General features: G+C 67.5%; 19 protein-coding genes and 1 CRISPR repeat array. Of the genes, 4 read left to right on the top strand and 15 right to left on the bottom strand.

The window, feature by feature from the left end; translation table 11 throughout:
* Window positions 1–49: 49 nt before the first annotated feature.
* The 6 genes from ACH01S_RS30905 to ACH01S_RS30880 form a co-directional block, all read right to left on the bottom strand.
* Window positions 50–1,522 carry an FtsK/SpoIIIE domain-containing protein gene (locus ACH01S_RS30905; RefSeq protein WP_246237175.1) on the bottom strand — a complete coding sequence of 491 codons (1,473 nt, stop codon included), beginning with the start codon at window positions 1,520–1,522 and terminating at the stop codon, window positions 50–52.
* An 87-nt stretch (window positions 1,523–1,609) separates the two neighbouring features.
* Window positions 1,610–2,017 carry a plasmid replication, integration and excision activator gene (locus tag ACH01S_RS30900; RefSeq protein ID WP_067899662.1) on the bottom strand — a complete coding sequence of 136 codons (408 nt, stop codon included), beginning with the start codon at window positions 2,015–2,017 and terminating at the stop codon, window positions 1,610–1,612.
* 127 nt (window positions 2,018–2,144) lie between these two features.
* Window positions 2,145–2,882: a GntR family transcriptional regulator gene (locus ACH01S_RS30895; RefSeq protein ID WP_174564925.1), complete on the bottom strand. Its 738-nt coding sequence runs from the start codon at window positions 2,880–2,882 to the stop codon at window positions 2,145–2,147.
* A gap of 159 nt (window positions 2,883–3,041) precedes the next feature.
* Entirely contained in the window at window positions 3,042–3,515 is a 474-nt protein-coding gene (locus ACH01S_RS30890) for a hypothetical protein (RefSeq protein ID WP_148344748.1), read from the bottom strand.
* Window positions 3,516–3,520: 5 nt separating this feature from the next.
* Window positions 3,521–3,709: a hypothetical protein gene (locus tag ACH01S_RS30885; RefSeq protein WP_148344747.1), complete on the bottom strand. Its 189-nt coding sequence runs from the start codon at window positions 3,707–3,709 to the stop codon at window positions 3,521–3,523.
* Between the two features lie 23 nt (window positions 3,710–3,732).
* Window positions 3,733–4,137 carry a hypothetical protein gene (locus tag ACH01S_RS30880; RefSeq protein WP_148344746.1) on the bottom strand — a complete coding sequence of 135 codons (405 nt, stop codon included), beginning with the start codon at window positions 4,135–4,137 and terminating at the stop codon, window positions 3,733–3,735.
* A gap of 494 nt (window positions 4,138–4,631) precedes the next feature.
* Between ACH01S_RS30880 and ACH01S_RS30875 the strand changes: the two genes are divergently transcribed.
* From ACH01S_RS30875 to ACH01S_RS30865, 3 genes are read left to right on the top strand one after another with little or no spacing between them, the layout of a single operon-like run.
* Window positions 4,632–6,041 carry an XRE family transcriptional regulator gene (locus ACH01S_RS30875; RefSeq protein WP_246237174.1) on the top strand — a complete coding sequence of 470 codons (1,410 nt, stop codon included), beginning with the start codon at window positions 4,632–4,634 and terminating at the stop codon, window positions 6,039–6,041.
* Window positions 6,038–6,589, top strand: coding sequence for a flavoprotein (locus tag ACH01S_RS30870; protein WP_067899636.1), 552 nt, complete (start codon window positions 6,038–6,040; stop codon window positions 6,587–6,589). Before ACH01S_RS30875 ends, ACH01S_RS30870 begins: the two co-directional genes overlap by 4 nt.
* A gap of 37 nt (window positions 6,590–6,626) precedes the next feature.
* Entirely contained in the window at window positions 6,627–7,268 is a 642-nt protein-coding gene (locus ACH01S_RS30865; protein ID WP_148344745.1) for a 2'-5' RNA ligase family protein, read from the top strand.
* A 90-nt stretch (window positions 7,269–7,358) separates the two neighbouring features.
* Here the strand turns inward: ACH01S_RS30865 and ACH01S_RS42750 are convergent, their stop codons facing one another.
* From ACH01S_RS42750 to ACH01S_RS30855, 3 genes are all read right to left on the bottom strand, one after another.
* Window positions 7,359–9,296 (bottom strand): tetratricopeptide repeat protein, encoded by a 1,938-nt coding sequence (locus tag ACH01S_RS42750; RefSeq protein WP_083981334.1) that lies wholly within the window; start codon window positions 9,294–9,296, stop codon window positions 7,359–7,361.
* A gap of 522 nt (window positions 9,297–9,818) precedes the next feature.
* Window positions 9,819–10,076 carry a hypothetical protein gene (locus ACH01S_RS30860; protein ID WP_067899615.1) on the bottom strand — a complete coding sequence of 86 codons (258 nt, stop codon included), beginning with the start codon at window positions 10,074–10,076 and terminating at the stop codon, window positions 9,819–9,821.
* On the bottom strand, window positions 10,073–10,372 hold the full coding sequence (locus ACH01S_RS30855; protein ID WP_067899723.1) for a DUF6247 family protein: 300 nt from the start codon (window positions 10,370–10,372) through the stop codon (window positions 10,073–10,075). Before ACH01S_RS30855 ends, ACH01S_RS30860 begins: the two co-directional genes overlap by 4 nt.
* A gap of 1,360 nt (window positions 10,373–11,732) precedes the next feature.
* Window positions 11,733–12,067: a CRISPR direct-repeat array (repeat unit 29 nt; unit sequence GTGCTCCCCGCGCACGCGGGGATGATCCC).
* 495 nt (window positions 12,068–12,562) lie between these two features.
* On the opposite strand from ACH01S_RS30855, the gene ACH01S_RS43920 reads away from it, so the two are divergent.
* Entirely contained in the window at window positions 12,563–12,715 is a 153-nt protein-coding gene (locus tag ACH01S_RS43920; protein ID WP_157406334.1) for a hypothetical protein, read from the top strand.
* 37 nt (window positions 12,716–12,752) lie between these two features.
* On the opposite strand, the gene ACH01S_RS30850 is transcribed toward ACH01S_RS43920, so the two are convergent.
* The 6 genes from ACH01S_RS30850 to ACH01S_RS30825 form a co-directional block, all read right to left on the bottom strand.
* Window positions 12,753–14,621, bottom strand: coding sequence for a CocE/NonD family hydrolase (locus tag ACH01S_RS30850; protein WP_083981325.1), 1,869 nt, complete (start codon window positions 14,619–14,621; stop codon window positions 12,753–12,755).
* A 408-nt stretch (window positions 14,622–15,029) separates the two neighbouring features.
* Window positions 15,030–15,929, bottom strand: coding sequence for an NAD(P)-dependent oxidoreductase (locus tag ACH01S_RS30845; protein WP_067899611.1), 900 nt, complete (start codon window positions 15,927–15,929; stop codon window positions 15,030–15,032).
* Between the two features lie 39 nt (window positions 15,930–15,968).
* Window positions 15,969–17,624, bottom strand: a complete 1,656-nt coding sequence (locus ACH01S_RS30840; RefSeq protein ID WP_067899608.1) for an amidohydrolase — start codon at window positions 17,622–17,624, stop codon at window positions 15,969–15,971.
* A gap of 12 nt (window positions 17,625–17,636) precedes the next feature.
* Complete coding sequence (locus ACH01S_RS30835; protein ID WP_067899605.1) at window positions 17,637–18,188, bottom strand: flavin reductase family protein; 552 nt, start codon at window positions 18,186–18,188, stop codon at window positions 17,637–17,639.
* Window positions 18,188–19,012, bottom strand: a complete 825-nt coding sequence (locus tag ACH01S_RS30830; protein ID WP_169809386.1) for an alpha/beta hydrolase — start codon at window positions 19,010–19,012, stop codon at window positions 18,188–18,190. Before ACH01S_RS30830 ends, ACH01S_RS30835 begins: the two co-directional genes overlap by 1 nt.
* A gap of 291 nt (window positions 19,013–19,303) precedes the next feature.
* Window positions 19,304–20,803, bottom strand: a complete 1,500-nt coding sequence (locus tag ACH01S_RS30825) for an APC family permease (protein WP_083981323.1) — start codon at window positions 20,801–20,803, stop codon at window positions 19,304–19,306.
* Between the last annotated feature and the right edge of the window lie 204 nt (window positions 20,804–21,007).

Raw genomic sequence — 21,007 nt, 5'->3', positions numbered from 1 at the left:
GACTCGTTGGAGGTGGCGTCCGAGGCTGGTCCGTCGAGGGTGGGTTGCCTCACGCGGCCCCCTCGACATCGACGTCGGGCAGGCCGAGCGCGACCATGGCGCGAATGTCGGCGTCAGCCACGTAGGCGGCCCGCACCCGGACCGGGTCGGGTGTGGTCTCCAGCCGGACGAACCCCACCCCCGCACCGATTTCGGGAACCGAGGAGATTTGATCGGCCAGTGCCCCGCGATCCCGCGCGCCGTCGCCGAGGACCATGTCGACTTGTTCGTCTTCGTCCAGGCGCAGGGCGATCCGGTCGGGGAACAGGTTGCGCAGGTTGTTGACCTCCTTGCGCGCGTCCTGCTGCGCACCGATCACGCAGTACCCCACCGACCGGCCCTGACTGGTGAGCACAGCCAGGGCCGACTCGGCGCGCTTTCTGAGGTCGCGTTCGGGGCAGTAGGCGGTCAGGAACGCCAGCTCATCCACCACGACCACCCGGAACGGGAACTCATGCGACGGGACGAACGACCGCGTGAGTCCGGCGAAGCGTTCGGCCCGCGCGTTCATGTCTTCGGCGGCGGCTTCGAGAAGCTCGACCATCCCGCCGCGCGGGTCATCGCTGTAGCGCCCGTACCGCTCGAACAGCGCCCGCCCGAACGACAGTTCCATGCGCTTGGGGTCGACCGCCCAGACCTCCACCAGCCCGCCCAGCATCAGCGGCAGCACCGCGCGGATCGTGGACCAGATGACCGAGCCCTTCCCGGCCCCGGTCGCCCCTGCGATGAGGACGTGGGTTCCCAGCAGCCGCAGCCGCCACGGCGAACCGTCCTCCTGCCGTCCGATCACCAGGCCGGACAGGTCGACGTCGGACGGGTCGAGGATGGGCAGGGCGGGAATCGGTTCGGCGAGGGCGTCGCGGCGGACGAACTCCAGCCAGATCCGGCCCGGACGGTCCCCATCCCGCACCCGCACCCGCACCAACGACGCCCCAAACCCATGCGCCAGATTCACCGAGACCCGCTCCCATGCGTCGGGAGCCTGCCCCTTGAGCATGCGCACCAGCACCCGGTCCGAGGTTGGACCGCAGCGGACGCGGACGAGAGAAGGCAGGTACTCCCGCCCCTTGTGAACCTTGGTCAACCCGGCCGTGACGAGCACGGGTTGCCAGTCCCGCCGGTACACCAGGATGAGCCGCCACCGGGCACGAGCCGGACGAGCGACCCAGCGGACGAAGGACGGGCGGTCCACCACTGCCCACACGGCCAGGCCCACGGCGACGAGGGCCAGGAGCAGGGCGGGGACGGTCCAGCCGAACCGGTAGCCGAGCCAGGCGAGCCCGGACAAGACGGAGACGGGGACGATGTTGCGGACGAGGAAGACGATTGTCCGCAGGAGGGCGCGGACGGTGTTGACGATGAGCACGAGCCCTTCGGGCATGTGCCAGACCGGCGGCGCCCACTTGGGGGCCGCGAACGGGTCACGCTGGGCTTCGACCGCGACGTTTTCACCGGGGCCGAGCTTGCGGAACTCCCATGCCATGATGGTCACACCTCTTCTTTGCGCTGTTCAGGGGAGAGATCGGGGCGGCCGGAGGTACCAGCTCCAGCCGCCCCACCATTTCTTGGGTCAGGCCGCGTCCTTGCCCGCTGACCGGCCCTGCGGTTTGTGGTTGGCCGGGCGCATCGCCGCCGCCTTGAGCGAGTAGGCCAGCCGGTTGTTCTGGCTGTTGACGTACGGCGTCACGCTCAGCCCCTCGAACTCCACCGGCACGAACGGAAACCCCACCGGAGCCTCCGGCATCACCGGCTGAACCGGTGCGGTCAGCTTGACCTTGAACGTGCCCTTGGCCGCCGGGTCAGCGTCCAGCACCTCCACCGCCCACACCAGTTCGCCCGACTCCTTGTCGCGCGCCTGCACGAAGTTCTCCCGCGTCGACCGGTCGAAGTCCCGCACCGGCTCGACGCCGCCCTTGATGAACGCCCCGAACGGGAACACGTCCCCGAACGCGACCTTGAACGGACCCTGCACTGCCATCGCGGATCGCCTCCAAACATTCACCCGACCGCTTGTCCGGACGAGTGCGTGTGTAGAGGGTACCTCGCCCACTCGACCGAACAACCCAGACTAAGAGTGACGTGCGCCACATTCCCGAACGCGCGCGCTAGTCCGGGACGCTGTACACGTCCTCCAACTCATGCAACGACCCCGGCATGACCACCTCGGCCACAAACCGCACCACGTCTGAGGCGTCATGCATCCCCGCCACCATCACCAGCACCGGAGCGGACTTCTTGATCTGCAACAACCGCGCCTCATCGCCAACCGGAAGGCGCGCGGTGAGCCGCTCGGAGATGTGGTCCACCCGCAGGTCCTTGACCGTGCGCAGGTGATCGCGCAGCCCGACCGGCAACGGCCCCGGCTGATCGAGATCAGTGCCGTAGACCAGTTCGGGAGGGAACCAGCACGTCACCAGGTCCGAGGCGATCTCGTCGCGGACCGTCAACGCCCGCCGTGCCAACACCCGCGACCCGCCATCCAAACCGAGCAGCCCGGCGACCTCGGCCGGGGCGTCGACCTGGCCGACATCGACCACCGTCACGCCCGGCTGTGTCTCGGGCCGGTCCAGCAGCGCCAGGCCGCGCCGACTGGCACGCACCCCCGCCGGGCCGGGGCGCCCTTTGACGAAGGAGCCGCGCCCGTGTTCACGGGTGATCCAGCCGTCCTGCTGGAGCATCTGCAAAGCTCGCACCACCGTGGTACGCCCCACCGCGAACTCGCGGACGAGCTGTGACTCCGACGGCAGCAGCGAGCCGGGCGGGTAGTCGCCGTTCTCGATCCGGCGCCGCAACTCCAGCACCACCCGCGCATACTTCGGAGGCTCGAACTCCAAGCTCGACATGACGACCACCTGACTACTGCGACGCTCGACCGGATAAGCGCATCTCCCGGCACTGTAGCGCCCCCATCCGCCAACGTCACGGCAACCACCACGCGACACCGACGACCGCAACCGGCCCAACCCCGCCGGGCCAGGGTGTCAAGGGCCGCAGGGTGAACCTCACCACTGCCCGTCCGCCACCGGGAAGCCCTCCGCGATCAGCGCCGTCCGGACCTCACCGACCCGCCGCGGACCCATCCCCCGCACCTCGGCCAAGTCCCCCGACAACAGCAGCGCCACCACTTCCCCCACCATCGCCGTCGCACCAAGCTCACGCCGCAACGGAGCAAGGACCCGCTCCGACACCCCCATGCACGCGATCGGGCACGCGGGCGTCACCCGCTCATGCTCATGCAACCGCTCACCCACGAGGCCCACGCCGTACAGGCCCGCCGCACGACCCGCCTCGGCCAGCAGTTGCACCAGGTCCCCGATCGTCCGCACGCCCAGGCACGACACCGGGCACTCAAGCCCGATCTCCGCATACGCCGCCCCGTGCTCCGCATGCTCGCCCGAGCCCGCGCCCGAGCCCGCGCCCGAGCCCGCGCCCGCGCCCGCGCCGCCGCCGGCCTTTCCGCTTTGCGCGTCGTTCAACCTGGTCACCGGCCCCGCGCGTTCATGATCACCTCACGCAACGAGCGCGGATCAGACGCCTCCACCAACCACACGACACGATGACCCGGCACCACCGCCCACCACGCCCGCGTGAAACGCCCATACCAGGCCACCACCCCGGAGAACTCACGCTCGATCTGCTCGGCCACCGGCCGCCGCGCCATCTCCTCCACCGAAGGCGTCCACGACACCCCCATCACCCCCGCCCACCCGAGGCGACCTGCTCCACCGGCGAGTTGGCGAACGGCACGGCGACCACCCGCGCGATCCGGTCCGCCGCCGCCTCCGGGTCGGTCACCGGGCACAACGGTTCCAAGTCCGGCGGACACTGACGGGTCAGCCCTGGCCACACCCACCACCACCACAACACGCCCTCACGGTGACGGCACACCACCTCCTGCCCCAGCGCGGGCCCCATCACCTGGCCGCCCTGCTGGCTGGGCGAGTCGGCGTCGGGTTCCCCGGCCGGGTTACGAGCCCGCACCGCACCATGCCCCCACACCTCGGCCACCAGCCCACGCGCCTCCAACGCGCCGACCAGCGCCAACGCCGAAGACCGCCACGCACGATCCAGCACCCGCGGCCTCACCGACTCACCCACGTTGAACACTCCCCACACCACAGAGAAGAAGAGCGGGACCGGCAGGGCAACGACCTCCGCAGGGCCGCCACAGCCCCCGGGGGCACGGTCAACCGACGCAAGCCGACCGCACAGCCCCAGCCGCGCAACACCCACCGGTCCCGCAGCCTGTTACGCCGCCCGCACCGCGTCCACTGGTGAGCAGGACCGGCACGGCACCCGCCGCACCTGCGACCCGCCACCACCGGGCATCCCCACCAGGACCGCCCGCCGGGGATGGGCGAACTTCCACCCACGCCCCGCGCACGACCGGCAGTCCGCGTCACCCTTTGCTCGCTGCTGCTGCGTCATGCCGACCACGATCGGCGAAACCCCGCCGACCTCCCATCCAGCGGCGATATCCAGCCACGGGATATACGCTCAGCAATGGTCAGCCACACCGGAGGGAGCCCCTGATGCCGGGACGGGCCACAGACCCGATCACCATCCCCGCATCCCTGTGGGAACACCCACAGATGATCGATGCCCTGACCTCCCGCGACATCCGCACCGTCTTCCACCTCGTGCAGCGATATGCCGGAGCCAGCCAAACCCGCATCGGCATCGCCTGCGGCATGTCACAGGGCAAGGTCAGCGAAACCATGAAGAAGGGCGGCGCCCAGGTCACCACCCTGGACGTCTTCGAGCGCATCGCCGACGGCCTCCACATGCCCGACACCGCCCGCATGACCCTCGGCTTAGCGCCCAACTCCGCCCCGCCGACCACCGCGAACACGAGCGTCATCACACCGCGGGATGAGCCCGCGGGGTTGGCTCCCGCCGCATCGCTGGGTTCCCTGGACGTAGATCCCGACGTCCAGGAAGGGGACCCGGTGCGTCGCAGGACCTTCACCAAGCTCGCCGGAGCCAGCCTGTTCAGCGCCATCTTCGCCGACCTACCCACAGACGGCGCACCCCTGGAAGGCGTCGAGGCATTCGCCGCCGCGCTGGCCGGATACCCCGGCATCAGCAGTGACCCCGGCCCCTCCACGCTTAGCATGACCCGCCTGGCCAACGCCGTGGCCGCCGCCAAGCGGAACTATCAAGACTGCCGGTACTCCACCGTTATCAAGTCCCTGCCCCGACTCCTGGCCGACCTGCGTACCGCATGCACCACCTACGAGGGAGACACCCGCCTCAAAGCCGAAGCACTCTCGGCCGAGGCCCACCACGTCGCCGCAAGCATCCTGCTCAAGCTGGACGAAGAAGGTCTTGCGTGGGTCGCCGCCGACCGCAGCATGCACGCCGCCCGTAACAGCCAAGACCTCACGATCATCGGATCAAGCGCCCGCATCATCACCCACGCCCTGATGAACGACGGCCACCACGGCGCAGCCGCCCAGACCGCCAGCACCTACGCCGAACGCATCGACCACGACACCGAGGAACGCTCCCCCGCCTTCCTATCCGTGTACGGCGCGCTCCTCCTACGCGGAGCCGTCGCCGCCGGACACCGAACCGACCGCCACACCGCCGCCACCCTCTTGGACGAGGCCGAAGCCGCAGGCCGCAAACTAGGCGGAGACTTCAACCACCGCTGGACCGCATTCGGCCCCACCAACGTCCAACTCCACCGCGTGAACATCGCCCTTCAACTCGGCGACGCCGGAGCCGCCATCCAGGAAGCCCGCCACATCGACCTGGACCGCATCCCCCTCACCGAGCGCAAAGCAACGCTCCTCATCGACACCTCACGCGCCCTCACCCAGTGGGGCAAGCACGACAAGGCGTACGACGTCCTCCGCTTCGCCCACCAGCTAGCCCCCGAAGAAATCTCAGCCCGCCCCGCCGTACACCGCACGCTGCGCGACCTCATGGCCACAGCCCCGCCTAGCATCAAACGGCAGCTCAGAGACTTCACCGCAAACATCGGGGTGCGCCTGTGACCGAGACCGACCGCCGCAAAGTCCTCTACGTCATCGTGTGCGCAGCAGGCCCCGCCAGCGACGTCGGAAAACTCGTCACCCTCGCCCACAAACGAGGCTGGGACGTCCAACTCATCGCCACCCCCTCAGCCCTGGGCTTCATCGACACTCAAGCCCTGGAAGCCCAAACCGGCCACCCCGTCCGCAGCGAATACCGCAAACCAGGCCAACCCCGCTCCCCCAAAGCCGACGCCATCATCGTCGCCCCAGCCACCTACAACACAATCAACAAATGGGCCAACGGCATCAGCGACACCTACGCCCTAGGCATCCTCGCCGAAGCCCCAACCCTAGGAATCCCCACAACAGTCCTCCCCTTCGTCAACACCGCCCTAGCGAACCGCAGCGCCTTTCGGAAGAGCATCACCACCCTCCGCGACGAAGGCGTCCGCATCCTCCTAGGCCCCAGCGAATTCGAACCCCACGCCCCCGGAACCGGCGAAACTCGCCGCGATGCTTACCCATGGCCCCAAGCCCTAGACGAGGCCGAACGTCGCCACGGCATCTAGCCGTCACACCGAATAACGATTCCGCCCTGGAGATGTCGTGAGCCCTCTGCCCACGCGAATGATCGACCGTTGGCAGAACCGCAACGAACCGGACCCCGGCCAAGGCACGATCTATTGGCACATCCTCCTAGGCGACCAGCCGGAAGCCCAAGACCTCGCCGAAGCCACTCAGAAGCGACTCTCCAACTTCCCCGGCCTGCACATGACCCCACTGCAATGGCTCCATGTCACCACCCTTGTGGTCGGACCCACAAGTGAGATCACCGACGAGCAGCAACAGGAGATGCTCGGCACCGCATCCGGGCTGCTCGCCGAAATCCCTCCTACCGAGGTGACACTCAGCCGCGTCCTCTACCACCCCGAGGCAATCTCCCTTGCGGTCCATCCCACAGGCTCTCTGATCAAGATCAGCAAGGCCATTCAGACGGCGACACTCAAAGTGACCGGCTGTAAAGGCCACACCGAAGGTCCCAGCCGCTGGATCCCGCACATGACGCTCGCCTACAGCGAAGCAGAGCAACCCGCCGAACCCCTCATCACCGTCCTCGGTCAAGAACTACCCGCTCGCGCAATTACCATCGACGCCTTGTACCTGGTCCTCCAACAGGGCCCCGAACGCCTGTGGGACTGGCACCCCATAGGCCGCGTCCCCCTCCTTGGCCACCACCGACCCACCTAAACCCAGGTCGTCATTAACTAATGGGCGGCATCTCCTTAAGCCCTTCCCCCACTGCGCTTTATCGATCTTCCACGACGTCCAGCCGCACCTCTACAACACTGTAGAGTCTCTCGGCCATGCCACTTCATTTACCACGACCTCTATCATTTCTCTCAGGTTTCCACGAATCCGACAGTTCTCGCTCCGGAGTATGCGCGCGACCATGCCGGGGTGTATGCGCGTTTTAAGTCTCCGAAGTTCATCCAGGCGAGATCGGAGCGCTGACTCAAGACGGTCATGAATAACAATCTTTAGTAGTATCAATTCCAATTCCAGCTTGGGATCAAGGTCTTCCTGCGAGATCGAATCCAACCTATTCCGCGCGGCCTCGACTCGTCCCGCCACGAAAAGTGCCGCACCGAGATTCATTGAGATCTCAATTGATTCAGGAAACTCGCCATGGGCCCGATTGAGCACCTTGAGCGCGAGATCAGTTTTGTTCGCTTCAAGGAGCCCGGCCCCATAGTTGGCAATCCTCAAGGGAGATTTCCGGAGTTCCTTCATGGACCTTCTATAATAGTGCAGGGCAGAATAGTGGTCCCCGCTGATCAGCAAGAGATCTGCGTAATACAACCGCACTTCACCTTCGCCGGGGGCAAGCGCCACGGCGCGAGCTGCCTTTTCCAGCGCTGAACCGATACTCTCATTTGCGAGCAAGTCAAGCTCACTAGAGAGCAAAAGAATATGATAGTCTGAATCGCCCTTCTTGGTTGCACGAGACATTAGATCTCGCGCCTCACCAATTTTACCCATTTTATGAAAAAGAAACGCCGCCTTGCGTGCCATTGCAAGCGGAAATTGATGGTCGGCCGCCGCAATACTATGATACTTTTCCGCCCCGCGATAGTCATTCATACATTCGTCAAGAAAGCATGCATAGTCCGAAACTATCCAAGTCGACGGAGGACTATCGTCAAAAGTTCTCAGGGAGGCAAGGTAAAACAGATTTGCTTGCTCTGGATTTCTCAAATGCTGCCAGTACAGCTTCGCCAGATTGGCCAGTGGCACGGCATTGTTGCTGTCACACTCTATGGCCTTCCTGTAAGCCGACTCAGCGGCAACCCTCTGCCCCTGTGATAGCAAAAAGCTACCATAATTGTTCCATGCATTTGAGTCAGTCGGATGGAGTCTAAGTTGATTGCGGTGATACCTGTGGTCATCTCCCACTGCAACAAATGACGAAGAAATCATCTTAATCGGAACCGGATTTCCCGAGGAGTCTTTCGCTGGATTAAGCCGCAGTCCAGCGTCAGCAAGCAGCTTTTCAAACTCGGCTGATACGTGGCTTCCGGTTTGTTGATCTGTGTAAAAGGGCTGGCTGCCACCAGTACCATCGGCTTTCAGGAAGGCAACGTGACAGCCCTCACTAACACTGCGTGTTTTCTCTCCGATCTCCGCGTTAAGGGCGCTCAATTTCGATAGAACGTTGGAGGTGTCGGCCTTCAAGCGCACCATCAGCTCAAGTTGAGATTTTCGCGCGTTGTATTTCTCTAGCAATGCTCCCTTCAAGCTCGTTAGGTCCCCCAAAGGAAATAGCCATGGCACACCTGGTTTTGTAAACGAGACTTTTAGCTCGCTTGCTTGAGCTTTAACAAGCTGACCACGACGAATTTCATATATATTAGACACTAAGCCGATAAGCGCTTGACTACCTCGAATCGAGGCTACTATAAAACTGTGATTGCCTAGATCTCCTTGACGTACAGACCTAATATAGTCATCGGCCTCTAGAAGGGAATCCAGGATCTCCTCAAAGGAAGAATCGGCCGTTAGCCCTGAGGTAGCCTCAACAATCCAAGAACCAGTCGGCTTTCCCTCGATGTAGCCGAGCCCCGTGAATCCGACTAGTGCATTCCAACCAGGCCTCAGCAGTCGTACCAATTTCTGCGCATCCGTCTCAAGTTCTCGACCAGTAAAATGGTCGGTGTACATGTAATCGCATGACATATAAATAGAAGACTCGTCGGACAGAACGAGAACGAGAGTCATCTAGGAACCCCTCAACTGTTGAAGAGCCGCAGGTCGGCTGATATCACAACGAAGCAAGTCAACCATCCTCCCAACGAAGATTCGCGGAGTTGCCGAATTGGGCTGTTTGGGATCAAGGGGCGGCGGCGCTCAGGCCGCTGGCGCGGCCCCGCGCCTGGCCGCCCGGAGCGTGCGGCGTGGGCGCCGGTCACCGGACGGCCGCGCCGGGCCGCGCATCGCGCCACCACCGCCCGCCGCGCCCCTATCGGCCACCACGGGGTACGCGCCGCCGCCCAGACGTCGCCGGGAACTGCACATCAGACTCCGCCAGTACAGGGACGTTGCAAGCTGAGCTGGAAACGCACGGGGCTCCCCCCGACCCCGATTTGTCGAGGATGGCGACGGACAGAACCCGTCAAGGGCGCTTCGCGTCGGCTTCACCGATGGCCTACGGCCACCCTTGACGGAACCTGTCCGTCGCTAAGTACAGGTCTCGTCGGGGCCGGGGGGAGGAAGGTGGGGGAAGAACAGCGGCTAACGCCGCTAGCCCGTCCAGAGGATGTCGATGATGCGGAGCGTCTCGGACTCCTCGTCCACCAGCAGCGTCAGCATGCCTTCGCTGTGGGAACCGAAGAAGGCATGCCGGACCGCTGTTTGATCTGGCCGTTCCGGTACCGCGTCCCATGGGGCTTCCAGGAGCTGGAGGAGGCGTTCGAGGAGTGGGCCGTTGCGGACGTCTTCGGGAAGGCCGTTCAGTTCGTAGAGCGCGCGTCCGTGGAAGCCGTCGAAGCGGTAGGTCACACCTGGCCTTCCCAGCCCGGCGGGGTGTAGCGCACGAAGGTCTCTTCACGGCCCTGTAGGGCGTCCTGGACGGCTTCGTCGTAGCCGGGACGGGCGTAGGCGATGGCCCGCAGACGCCACTGCCGCAGCAAGGTCTGAACCTGCTTGAAGCGCGCCAGGTCGTGAGCCGCGTCCAGCGCCTCGTCATACTCGGCCCGGAACTGCTCACGATGCGAGGGTGGGAGCGCATCGAAGATCGCGGCCGGGTCCTCACCAGGATCACGCGGCGCGGTCGGTTCCTCGGGCTGGGCGGTCATGGTGTCCAATCTACCTGTGGGGCACGTCGAGGCAGGGCCCACGACGGCAGGACGTGGCCACGAGCAAGATCCGGAGTATGCACGGAATGATCTTGCCCCCGGCGGGTGGACGCTCGGGAGTGTGCGCAGGCCGGTAGTGGTGCCGACCGGCCGGAGCGCTTCGGACTTCTAATCCGACGGTCGCGGGTTCGAATCCTGCCGGGCGCGCCACCCCTGACCTGCACTCTTACCACTGCCAAGATCCCAGATCTTGGCCGATATATCCCTCCGTCTGCTCGGCTGTCGCCGACCCGCCTCCAACCCCACTTGATCTAGTTCCGGGTACCCTGGCCAAGGCGTCGACGCACCCGCAACAACCACGCCCTGACCGGGCCTGGACGGCTCTCGACCGACCAATCGACTTGAGACGGCGACCGAAGTCCGCGTCCAACCCGAGGCTCGGATGCGGACACCGGCGCGAAGAATCCGACGGTCAACCTCCGCTGGTCATCGCCTTGACACCTCGGCAAGGCGGGCGATGCGTCCCAGTGTCGCCGTTTCGGTACGTCCGGCCTCGGCCCGGCCGTTGAGGATGACGGCGGCGACATCTTCGACCGACCAACGGAACAGATCAGGGAGAACGCCGGTGCAGGTGCCGGAGGTGATCTCGACGACAACCAGCGTCTCCTACACGACTTTCAGATCCTGCCCGGCGCACAACAGGATGGTCGCCGCGCCATGCCGCAGATTATCCAACCGAACAGGCGGAAGACCGACCTCCATCGCCAGCAGCACGAACTACTCAGACACCGCTACTCGCCTTGCCCACCGCCCCGGTGACCGCCGCCCTGACCTTGGCAGATCCCCGCCGCAGCATGCCTCCTGCGCCTGATCACGCACGCCTACCTCGGCACCCCGAACACTCACTTCCATCGCGTGGGCCGGAAGCGAGCTCGGGACCATCCCCGCATGTGCGGGGAGCACCCCGTCGACAGGCTGGCCGAGGAGCCGGGAGCGGGACCATCCCCACGTGCGCGGGGAGCACACACCGGGTAGCGGCGCGAAAGCGAGTCCCTTCCACGACGTCAACATCAGCCAAGGCCTGCCATTGATGGCTACTCACACATCGCTTCCCTGGAGACCACTCCAAGAGGCGCCCCCGCACTGGCCTTCCAGCACAGAGCTGGTCTCTTCTGATCTCGGCCGTGGCGGCGCGCCAAACAGCGCGGACTAGAGATGCCACTCGTAAGCTACTCATCGACCATAACCCGAGAACTAGGACAACCGCACGCGACGCCGAATCGGCTGCCCGAAAATGCCATCACCCAGAGAAGTGCTTCAGAACAGCCCCACTGCCCTCTAAAGCCCCAGATCAGCAAGAGTGCTCCCCGCGCACGCGGGGATGATCCCGGGTTGAAGGGGCGGCCGGCCGGGGGTGGGCGGTGCTCCCCGCGCACGCGGGGATGATCCACATGTACGGCGCCCCGGCCGCCGGAACCGACGGGTGCTCCCCGCGCACGCGGGGATGATCCCTGGTCGCGGCAATGGAGAACCTGTGCGACGGCGTGCTCCCCGCGCACGCGGGGATGATCCCATCTCACGCGTCGACGAGGGCTGGCGGGCGATGTGCTCCCCGCGCACGCGGGGATGATCCCGTTTACCAGCAGGTACCGCACCCCTTCGGGACGTGCTCCCCGCGCACGCGGGGATGGTCCCTGCTGACGCATCTTCCCGCCGTCTTGCGTGTTGCGCTCCCTGTGAGCGACGTCAACAGACTCGATATCGCTGTGGGTTTCAGCGGTGCCGGGGGCGTTGGATGCCGACGATGGCGCACACAGTTTTGGCTTCCCTGTTCATCTCCGCGATTAGCGCTGAGCGGGCCCGGATCTCTTGTTCCAGGAGGATGTTCCTTTGTTCGAGTTCGGCCGTTGAGTTTGAGGACGGTGCCGAGTTGGCGTTCGAGCGCTTCGGCTTGGGATGTTGGGTAAGAGTCTTGAGGGCGGGGTTGTCGAGCAGACGGCGGACTTGTGACTCTCCTGGTGAGCGCGAGTCCGTGGTGTGACCGCACCGCGAGCTGGTCATCAACGACTCGGCCCGGATGGACGCCCTCGTGTCCGGCCAGGTCGGCTCCATCAACCAGGTGCAGTACGCGCAGATCCCCACCATCGACGCACCGGCGACCAGGCTGAGCGGCTGCGGCTCACCTAGCGGATGTACCGGGTCCAGTTCGACCGCGGGGGCCCGTTCTTCGCCAACGTCGAGAACGCCCACAAGGTCCAGACCGGCGGCCGGCCCAAGAACGACTTCTGCGGACGGACGTTCGGCAACGTCCACTTCGAGCAGGTCTGCCCGGCCTCCGGCTGACCCGCGGCGGGGGCGCGGGCCAGCCGTTACGCCGGGGTCAGCGGACGGGCGTCGGCATGATCGGCAGCGTGATCGACGACGGGTGCGCCGGGTCGTGCAGGACGGTCTGCGACGCGGGCTGCGTGGTCGTGTCGGCGCCGAACTTCCCGCCCGTGTTCGGGTTCCGGTCGTACATCGGGAAGTTGCTGCTGGAGATCTCCAGCCGGATGCGGTGACCTGCCTTGAACAGGTTGCTGGTCGGCCACAGCTTGATCGTGTACTTGTAGACCTCTCCGGGGGTGATCAGCTCGGGCTTCTCCAGCGAGACCCGGTACCGGGCGCGCTGGATGCCGTCCCGGATCAGCATTGAGGTGCCGTCCGGCCCGACGTCGGTGAGCTTCGCCGTCCAGTCGGTGTCCTTCGCCGAGGACCTGGCGTACAGCGTGACGGAGATCGGGCCGGTGACCTCGGTGTCCTTGGTGAGCTGCGGGGTGCTGTAGACCAGCACGTCCGGCCGCTGCTCGACGGACCGCTGGTCCCGCGGGCCGCCGGGCACCGAGCTCTGGAAACGGCCGCCGACGCTCGGTACCGGGTTCGCCGGGTCGTACTGGTACTGGTCGGCCTTCTCCTCCGTGGCGGGCGCGGTGGTATCGAGCGTGCCGCCGCCGTTCGCCGTGTTCGCGTCGCCCTTGCTGTGCAGGTAGTACGTGGTGTTGGCGGTGCCGGGGATCGGCCAGGAGTCAGCCGTGCGCCACTTGTTGGCGCCCATCACGAAGACCTTCACCGGCGGATCCTTGTCCACGCCGTTGTCGATCCCCTTCAGCCAGTGGTCGAACCAGCGGAGGTGCAGATCGCCCCACGCGACGACCGCCTCCGGACCGAAGTCGACGTCGCCCACCTTGCGGCCCGAGCCGCCGTGCGTCCACGGCCCGACGAGGAGCTGCGCGCCCTGCCGGGCGACCTCGGACCCGCCCTGGGCGCGCATCCCGGCGAAGTTCTCCACCGTCCCGTTGAGGAAGATGTCGGACCAGCCGCTGAAATTCAGCGACGGCACCTTGACCTGCGGATACTTCGTGCGGATGCTCCAGCGCTTCCAGTAGTCGTCGAAGCTCGGGTGGTCGATCCAGTCGAAGTAGTACGGCGCGATGCGGTTGTCCTGCGGGTACAGCGGCGGGAAGTTGTTCAGCGGCTGGTACTTGTACCACTTGGCGTGCAGGTCCTTGGACGCCTGGTTCATCTCCGCCCGCAGCTTCGCGCCGTCCGGGAGCTTGCTGGTGACGCCTCCGGTGAGGAAGCTCAGGAGCCAGTCCTGGATGAACGACTGGTACAGCGCGCCGCCCTCGTAGGTCCATCCGTCGTAGATGTCGGAGGACGTGAACCCCGGGGCGATCGTGACCAGGTGCGGGGGCGTGAGGGTGGCGGGCAGCCACTGCGTGAGCCCCGGATAGGAGAACCCGTACATGCCGACCTTGCCGTTGGAGTGCGGCAGAGCGGCGGACCACTCGATGGTGTCGTAGCCGTCCTCGGCCTCACTCCGGTACGGGTAGAAGGTGCCGTCCGACTTGTACTCGCCGCGGACGTCCTGCACCACGACGAGGTAGCAGGCCTTGGCGTAACGGTCGGGGGCGCCGTAGACGAAGCTCAGGGCGCCCTCCTTGTTGTAGGGCAGCCGCATCAGGATGACGGGGAAGTCACCGTCCCCTTTCGGCGTGAACACGTTGCTGCGCAATACCGTCCCGTCCCGCATGGTGGCAGGGACGTCCTTCTGGACGCTGAATTCGCAGTCCGCCGCCTTCGGCGGGGCGTCGGCCGCCGCACCGGGCATGGCGGCGACGCCACCCAGCAGCACCACGGCCGCCGCGACAAGGGACAGCCGCCACCTGCGACTTCTTCTGTTCGCCCAGGTCGTCCGCCGTCTCGCACGCATCGCCGCAGCTCCTTCCTAGCCCGGGGCGGCGGGGCCGCCCGACGACTGTTCGACGTCGTCGGGCGGAGCATCGCATGATCACGACGGCTGGTCAGGAGGGCGGTCAGGGGCCGTCGGTCGAACGGTCAATCAGATGCGACGAACGGTCTTTGTACCGAATTGCCGGAATCCATCGGACGCGCGACCTCGCCGAGCCGCGCGCATGGCGGGCGACCCGCGCACGCCCTTCTTCTACTACTGGAACTCGGGCACCGTCGGCGCTGTCGCCGAAGGGGGTGACACGTTGCCGACCTTGGAGCATGTGTGATCGATCTGCGTAGCCGAATGTGGGGGCAGGAGGGACCCAGGAGCCGACGGCGGCGGGCCGATCTCCACACGGCTCCTGGGTCGGCGGTTCTCAGTGGCCAGTTACTGCGGGGTCGGGTTCTGGCGTAGGAGTTCGAAGAGGATGCTGGCCTCCTTCGTGCCGTGGCCCGCGCGGACGCCCTCCTCGAAATAGCGGGTCGTGACGGTCAGCAGGTCGGTGCGGGCCCCGGCTCCGGTCGCGTCCCGCTCGACCGTCCTGGCGGCGTCGAGGTAGACCTCCAGTGCGGCCTGGCCCATGCCGGAATGGTCGTGCGACTCCATGAGCGGCGTCGAGGAGACGATGAGGTCGCGGACGGTGTTCAGGTACTTGACCGAGTAGTCGGCGTACGCGCCCGCGGCGATGCCATGGCGGTCGGCGTGCGCCGCGCCCTCGATGTAGGCGGCCACGGACGTCAGGAAGAACGCCGTGGTGGCCATGAACAGGGCGTTGGCCGCGCCGACGTCCTCGCCGACCCAGGCTCCGTCGGCGCCGAGCGGCCTGATGACCGGCTCGTCGAGCCGGTCGAAGAGATCCTTCGGGCCCGAGTAGATGATCATGCTGGCGTCCCCGCCCACGGCGGACGGGTAGGACCCGCAGTCGCCGTCGAGGTATTCGGCGCCGCCGGCGGCGAACCGGTCGCGGGCGGCGCGGGCCTGGTCGGCGTCGCCGGTGGTGATGTTGACCGCGGCCTTGCCCTTCAGCCACCCGTCGTCGATCGCATCGTGGAAGAGGTCGTCGACCGCCGCGTACGTGGGCAGCGCGAAGACGACCACTTCGGCGTGCTCCAGGGCGGCCCGCAGGGTCGGGGACGCGACCGCGCCCTCGCCTTCCAACGCCGCGGTGCGTCCCGACGTGCGGTTCCAGACGGCCACGTCGCAGCCGCCCCGCACCAGCGCGCCCGCCAGCGCCGACCCCAGATTCCCCAGGCCGATGACGCTGACGCGGGTGTTCTTCCCCATCATTGAGAACTCCTGTTCACTTGAAGTCACGGTCAATGCCTTTCAGGCGTCCCTCGCCACGGCTCCCGCGTCGTACTCGACTTCGCCGCCGACCACCGTCGCGCCCACCGTGACGGCGGCGAGACCGCCGGACCCGACCTGGAGCACGTCGTCGGAGAGCACCACGAGATCCGCAAGCTTCCCGCGGGCGAGGGTGCCCTTGGACGTCTCCTCGCGCGCGGCGAACGCCGACCCCACGGTGAAGGCCCGGAGCGCCTCCAGCGGCGTCAGCCGCTCGGCCGCGCCGAGGGTCCGGCCGCCGGACGTCGTCCGGTTCACCAGGTCGTGCATCCCCAGCAGCGGCTCGCCGTTCACGACCGGGCAGTCGCTGCTGCCCGGGAGCACCAGCCCGGCATCGAGGAACGATCGGCCCCGATAGCACCATTCGGAGCGAGGCGTCCCGAGCGCGCGGATCATGCCGTCGCCGAGCTCGCTGACGAAACGTCCCTGGGGGACGGGGATCACCCCGAGCCCGGCGAGCCGCGCCAGCTGGTCCGGCCGCGTCACGGCGCAGTGCTCGATGCGGTGCCGGGGATCGCGGCGCGGATGCAGCCGACCGGCCCGCTCGCAGGCGTCGAGGACGACGTCGATCGCCGCGTCCCCGATCGCGTGCGCGGCGACCTGCCACCCGAACTCGTGCGCCCGCACGATCCGGTCGATGACGGACCGCCGTTCCTCGCGGAGGTCGCCCGACTCCCCCGGCCGGTCCGCGTACGGGCTCGTCAGGCAGGCGGTCCGGCCGACGAGGGAGCCGTCGACCATGAACTTGACCGCCCCCACCTTCAGCCGTTCGTCCCCGAACCCGCTCGCCAGGCCGAGGTCGAGACCGAACCAGGGCCGGTCCGCCTCAAAGGGCGTGATCTCGTGGAGGACGTCGGCGACCGGCATGACGTTCGTCCGCACGCGCAGCACGCCGGTGTCACGCGCCCGCACGAAGGCCGCCAGGTCCGCGCAGTTGTTCCCGAGCAGACCATCGGTCCCGATGCCCGGCTCGGTGACGGACGTGATGCCGACCGCGAGGGCCTCGCGCGCCGCCCGTCCGATCGCCTCGGCGAACCGCTCGGCCGTGAGCGGGCCGGCGGCGTGGTAAGCGATCTCGACCGCGCGCTCGCGAAGCAGCCCGGTGGGCCTGCCCGCGCGGTCGGTGTCGACGGTCCCCCCGGGGATCGCGGTGGAGGACACGGCGTCCCCGATCCCCATCCGCGCGAGGGCGGCCGAGCTGACCACTCCGAGGTGCCCCGAGCAGTGCTGCAGGAACGCCGGGCGACCTCCGCACGCCCGGTCGAGGCGGTCGCGGTCCGGGTGCGCCCCGAGCTTGTTCTGGTCATAGCCCGCCCCGATCACCCACGCGTCCGCGGGCAGGCCGGCGGCGTGCTCGGCGACCACCCGGTACAGCTCGTCGAGCGTGGCCACGACGTCCGCGCGGAGGTCCATCTGCAGCATGCGCGTACCGGCCGCGCTGAGGTGGTAGTGGGCGTCGTTGAACCCAGGGACCACCGGAGCGCCCGCCAGATCCACGACCCGGTCGGCGGTCACGCCGTCCAGGTCCTCGTCCAGGCCGGCGACCCTGCCGCCCAGGACGCCGAGCCGCCGCGCGGTCGGCCGTTCGGGGTCCAGGGTGGTGATACGGGCGTTGGTGAAGACGGTGTCAAGCTTCAACGTCCGCTCCCGTCACGACGCCTGCCGCTTCTGGGCGGGCGCCGGTTCCCCGGTGGACACCATTTCCCCGGTGGACACCGTTTCCGCCACGGCGCCGTACCCGCCGCGATGGAAGACGAGCGGCCGCGGCTCTCGCGGGTGCAGGAGCAACTCGGCGACGGTCCCGACGACGATGAGGTGGTCTCCCGCCTCGTGGACGGCGGTCGTCGCACAGTCGACCCACGCCACCGCCCGGTCCAGGTAGGGGCGGCCGGACGTCCCGCGATGCCACTCGACCCCGGCGAACTTGTCCCCGCCGCTGCGCGCGAACCGGCCGCTGGTCTCCTCCTGGTCGTCGGCGAGGACGTTCGCGCAGAACCCTCCGCCCTCCGCCATCCGCGGCCAGGTCGTCGAGGTCCGCGCCACGCAGAACCCCACGAGCGGCGGGTCGAGGGAGACCGAGAAGAAGGACCCGCACGCGAAGCCGACCGGGGCCCCGGTCCCGTCCACCCCGCTGATCACGACCACCGCGGTCGGGACGTGCTGGAGTACCTGGCGGAACCACCGTTCCTCCACCGGGTGCATCACGCCCCCCGCCCGCCGGCGTGAGCGCCGAGGAACGCGCCCACGCGGGCGAGCGCCGCCCGCCCTTCGGGCAGACCGGGCCCGAAGGCGTGCCAGTCGTGAATGAGGCCGTCGTAGACGTCCAGTTCGACGAGGACGCTCGCGGCCTTGGCGCGTTCGGCGAAGAGCACGGAGTCCTGATGGGCGACGTCCCGCGTTCCCGTCTGCAGCAGCGTGGGCGGCATCCCGGTGAGGTCGGCGTACAGCGCGTTGTGCTCGGGGTCGTCGCCCGCGGCTCCGGAGAGGTAGGTCTCCCCGAACCAGCGCAGGCCGCCCGGTGTCAGCATCGGGTCGCCGGTCTGCTTCTCGTCCGGCATGTCCGCGCGCACGCCGACGTCGATCCACGCGGAGAGCCCGACCACCGCGGCCGGCGTGGGCAGCTCGCTGCGCGCCAGCCACGCGGTCACGACGAGGGCCAGGCCGCCCCCGGCGGAATCCCCGATCAGGCTGGTCCTGGCCGGGTCCGCGCCGTTGTCGATCAACCACGCGTACGCGGTGACGCAGTCGTCGCGGGCGGCCGGCGCGACCGCCTCGGGCGCGCGCCGGTAGTCGACGAGAGCGACCCGCGAGCCGGTCGCCGCCGAGACCCGTCCGGCGTACTCGCGGTAGGCGCGCACCGAACCCAGGACGTACCCGCCGCCGTGGACGAACACGACGGTCTTCGCGGGATCGGTTCCGGGGGCCGAGATCAGCTCCACGCCGACGTCGCCGGCGGACTCGGAGGTGACGGTCGTCCCCCCGTCCGGGTCGAACGGCACCAACAATCGATCGTAGTTCTCGCGCATTTGGTCCAGCGTCGGATCGACCGGCGGCGTGGCATTCTGCAATGCCCGGACTATGGCTTCATGTTCCGCACTGGGCATGGGGCTGTTCCTTTCGGCTCCGGTCGGCGCTCGCACCGTTTCTGCGTCCCGCGATCCGAACTCTCACAGCGCCCGCCCGCACGGAGTAACGGGAGGAATCCCCGACCGGGTACCCCATCGGCCGAGCCACGGGCCGTCGTCGTTTGGTGAGGAACACCGAAAGGACCGGGACGAGATCGCTCGTCCCGGTCCTTTCGGATCGACTCCGCGGGTTCACACCTGGCTGCGCCCGATTCGCCGGTACGTCTCGGGCCGGACGGCGCGGAACACCAGCGCGACGACGACCCCCAGCACCGCCGTGCACAGGACGACGGCGACGTAGGCGTTCGAGGTGTTGAGGACATCCAGGTTCAGCAGACCGAAGACCGTCAGCGTCGCCATGAGCAGGGCGGCGAGCACCGGCGCCACGGCGGTCCGCCACAGGCCCGCCTCGCCGCCGGAACGGCGGAAGTAGGCGATGACGGCGACACTGCTCATGGTCAGCAGCAGCAACAGGGCCAGGACCGCCGCCGCCGACAGCACCGTGAAGGGCCGCTCCGGGGCTCCGCCGACGAACGGCACGAACAGCACGGCCAGCAGGGCGGTCGCGAGGACGTTGGCGACGTGGGGCGAGCCGTGCCGCGGGTGGACCGTCCCCACCTTCCGTGCGAGCACGCCGTCCGCGCCCAGGGCGTGGAGATACCTCGCGAGGATGTTCTGCTCGGCGATCACACCGCTCAGGTAGCTCATCACCAGCATCAGCGACACCAGGTCGGCGGCCACCGAGCCGAGGTAGCTCCGGACCGAGTCGGGGAAGAAGCCGGCCGGATCGGAGACGGCGGCGCCGACCACGTTGTCGGGCCCATAGGCGACCGTCGAGGCCCAGTAGGAGAGCACGTAGAAGACCCCGATGGTGATGATCGCCGCGTACGCGGCCCGGGGGACCGTCCGTTCCGGGTCGCGCACCTCGTCGCGGAAGACGGCGGTGGACTCGAAGCCGACGAAGCCGGTGACCGAGAGCAGCAGGGCGATCGGGAGCGACCCCTCCAGCAGGTTCGCGGGGACGAAGGAGTCCAGCGGCCTGCCCTCGGGACCTCCCTTGACGAGCACGACGGCGTTCCAGACCAGGACCACGATCACCTGCACGGCCATCAGCTTGGTCATGATGCCGGCGGAGACGTCGACGCGGAAATGGCCGAGCGCGCAGGTCACGGCGAGCGAGAGGAGCACCAGCGGCTGCCACGGGATCTCGGGCCCGCCGAGCGTGACGACGAACCCGCGCACCACGATCGCCAGGCCCGCGTGGTAGGCGACGCCGAACATCAGGTACGTGAGGTTGGCCAGAAAGGCGGAGCTCAGCCCGAGCGGACGCCCGAGCCCGGCGGTCACGTACGTGTACAGGGCTCCCGGCCTGGGCAGCCGTTCGCTCATGGCCACGTAGCCGACCGTGAACAGGCACAGGCCGGCGGCGACCATCACCACCGCGAGCGGGGCCGCGGGGCCGACGCCGTAGCCGATGACGAAGGCGCCGTAGAGTCCCACGACCGCGAGCGGGCCCGCGTACGAGAGCACCATGATGACGAGGTCGAGGGTCCCGAGGTCGCCCTGCAGACGAGCGCCCGCGGTGCCTCCGGGCGTCCCGGCGTCTCCGGGTGCTCCGGCGTCGCCGGGTGTTCCGGGCCGCGTCCGCGCAGGCCCCTCGGGCGAGGGTGCCGGATTGTTGGTTTCGGACATTGATGCCACCTCTTGCTTCCTGCGTGGCCGGTCGCCTTCCGGTGCTTGCCAACGCCATCCGGATACTTCACGGGGTGCGGCCCGATGGCTCGGGGAGCAATCCCCCTTTCGCTCCCCGAGTGGAGCCGCCGGGCGGCACGGGTGCGCGAACCGGTATTCCTCCCCTATCGACGCGCTCCGGCCCCGCTTACCGTCACCTCACCC

This window comes from Actinomadura chibensis NBRC 106107 (genome assembly GCF_001552135.1).
Lineage (GTDB): Bacteria > Actinomycetota > Actinomycetes > Streptosporangiales > Streptosporangiaceae > Spirillospora > Spirillospora chibensis.
The sequence above is the reverse complement of the archived record's forward strand: the minus strand, read 5'-3'. Positions and strand labels throughout refer to the sequence as shown.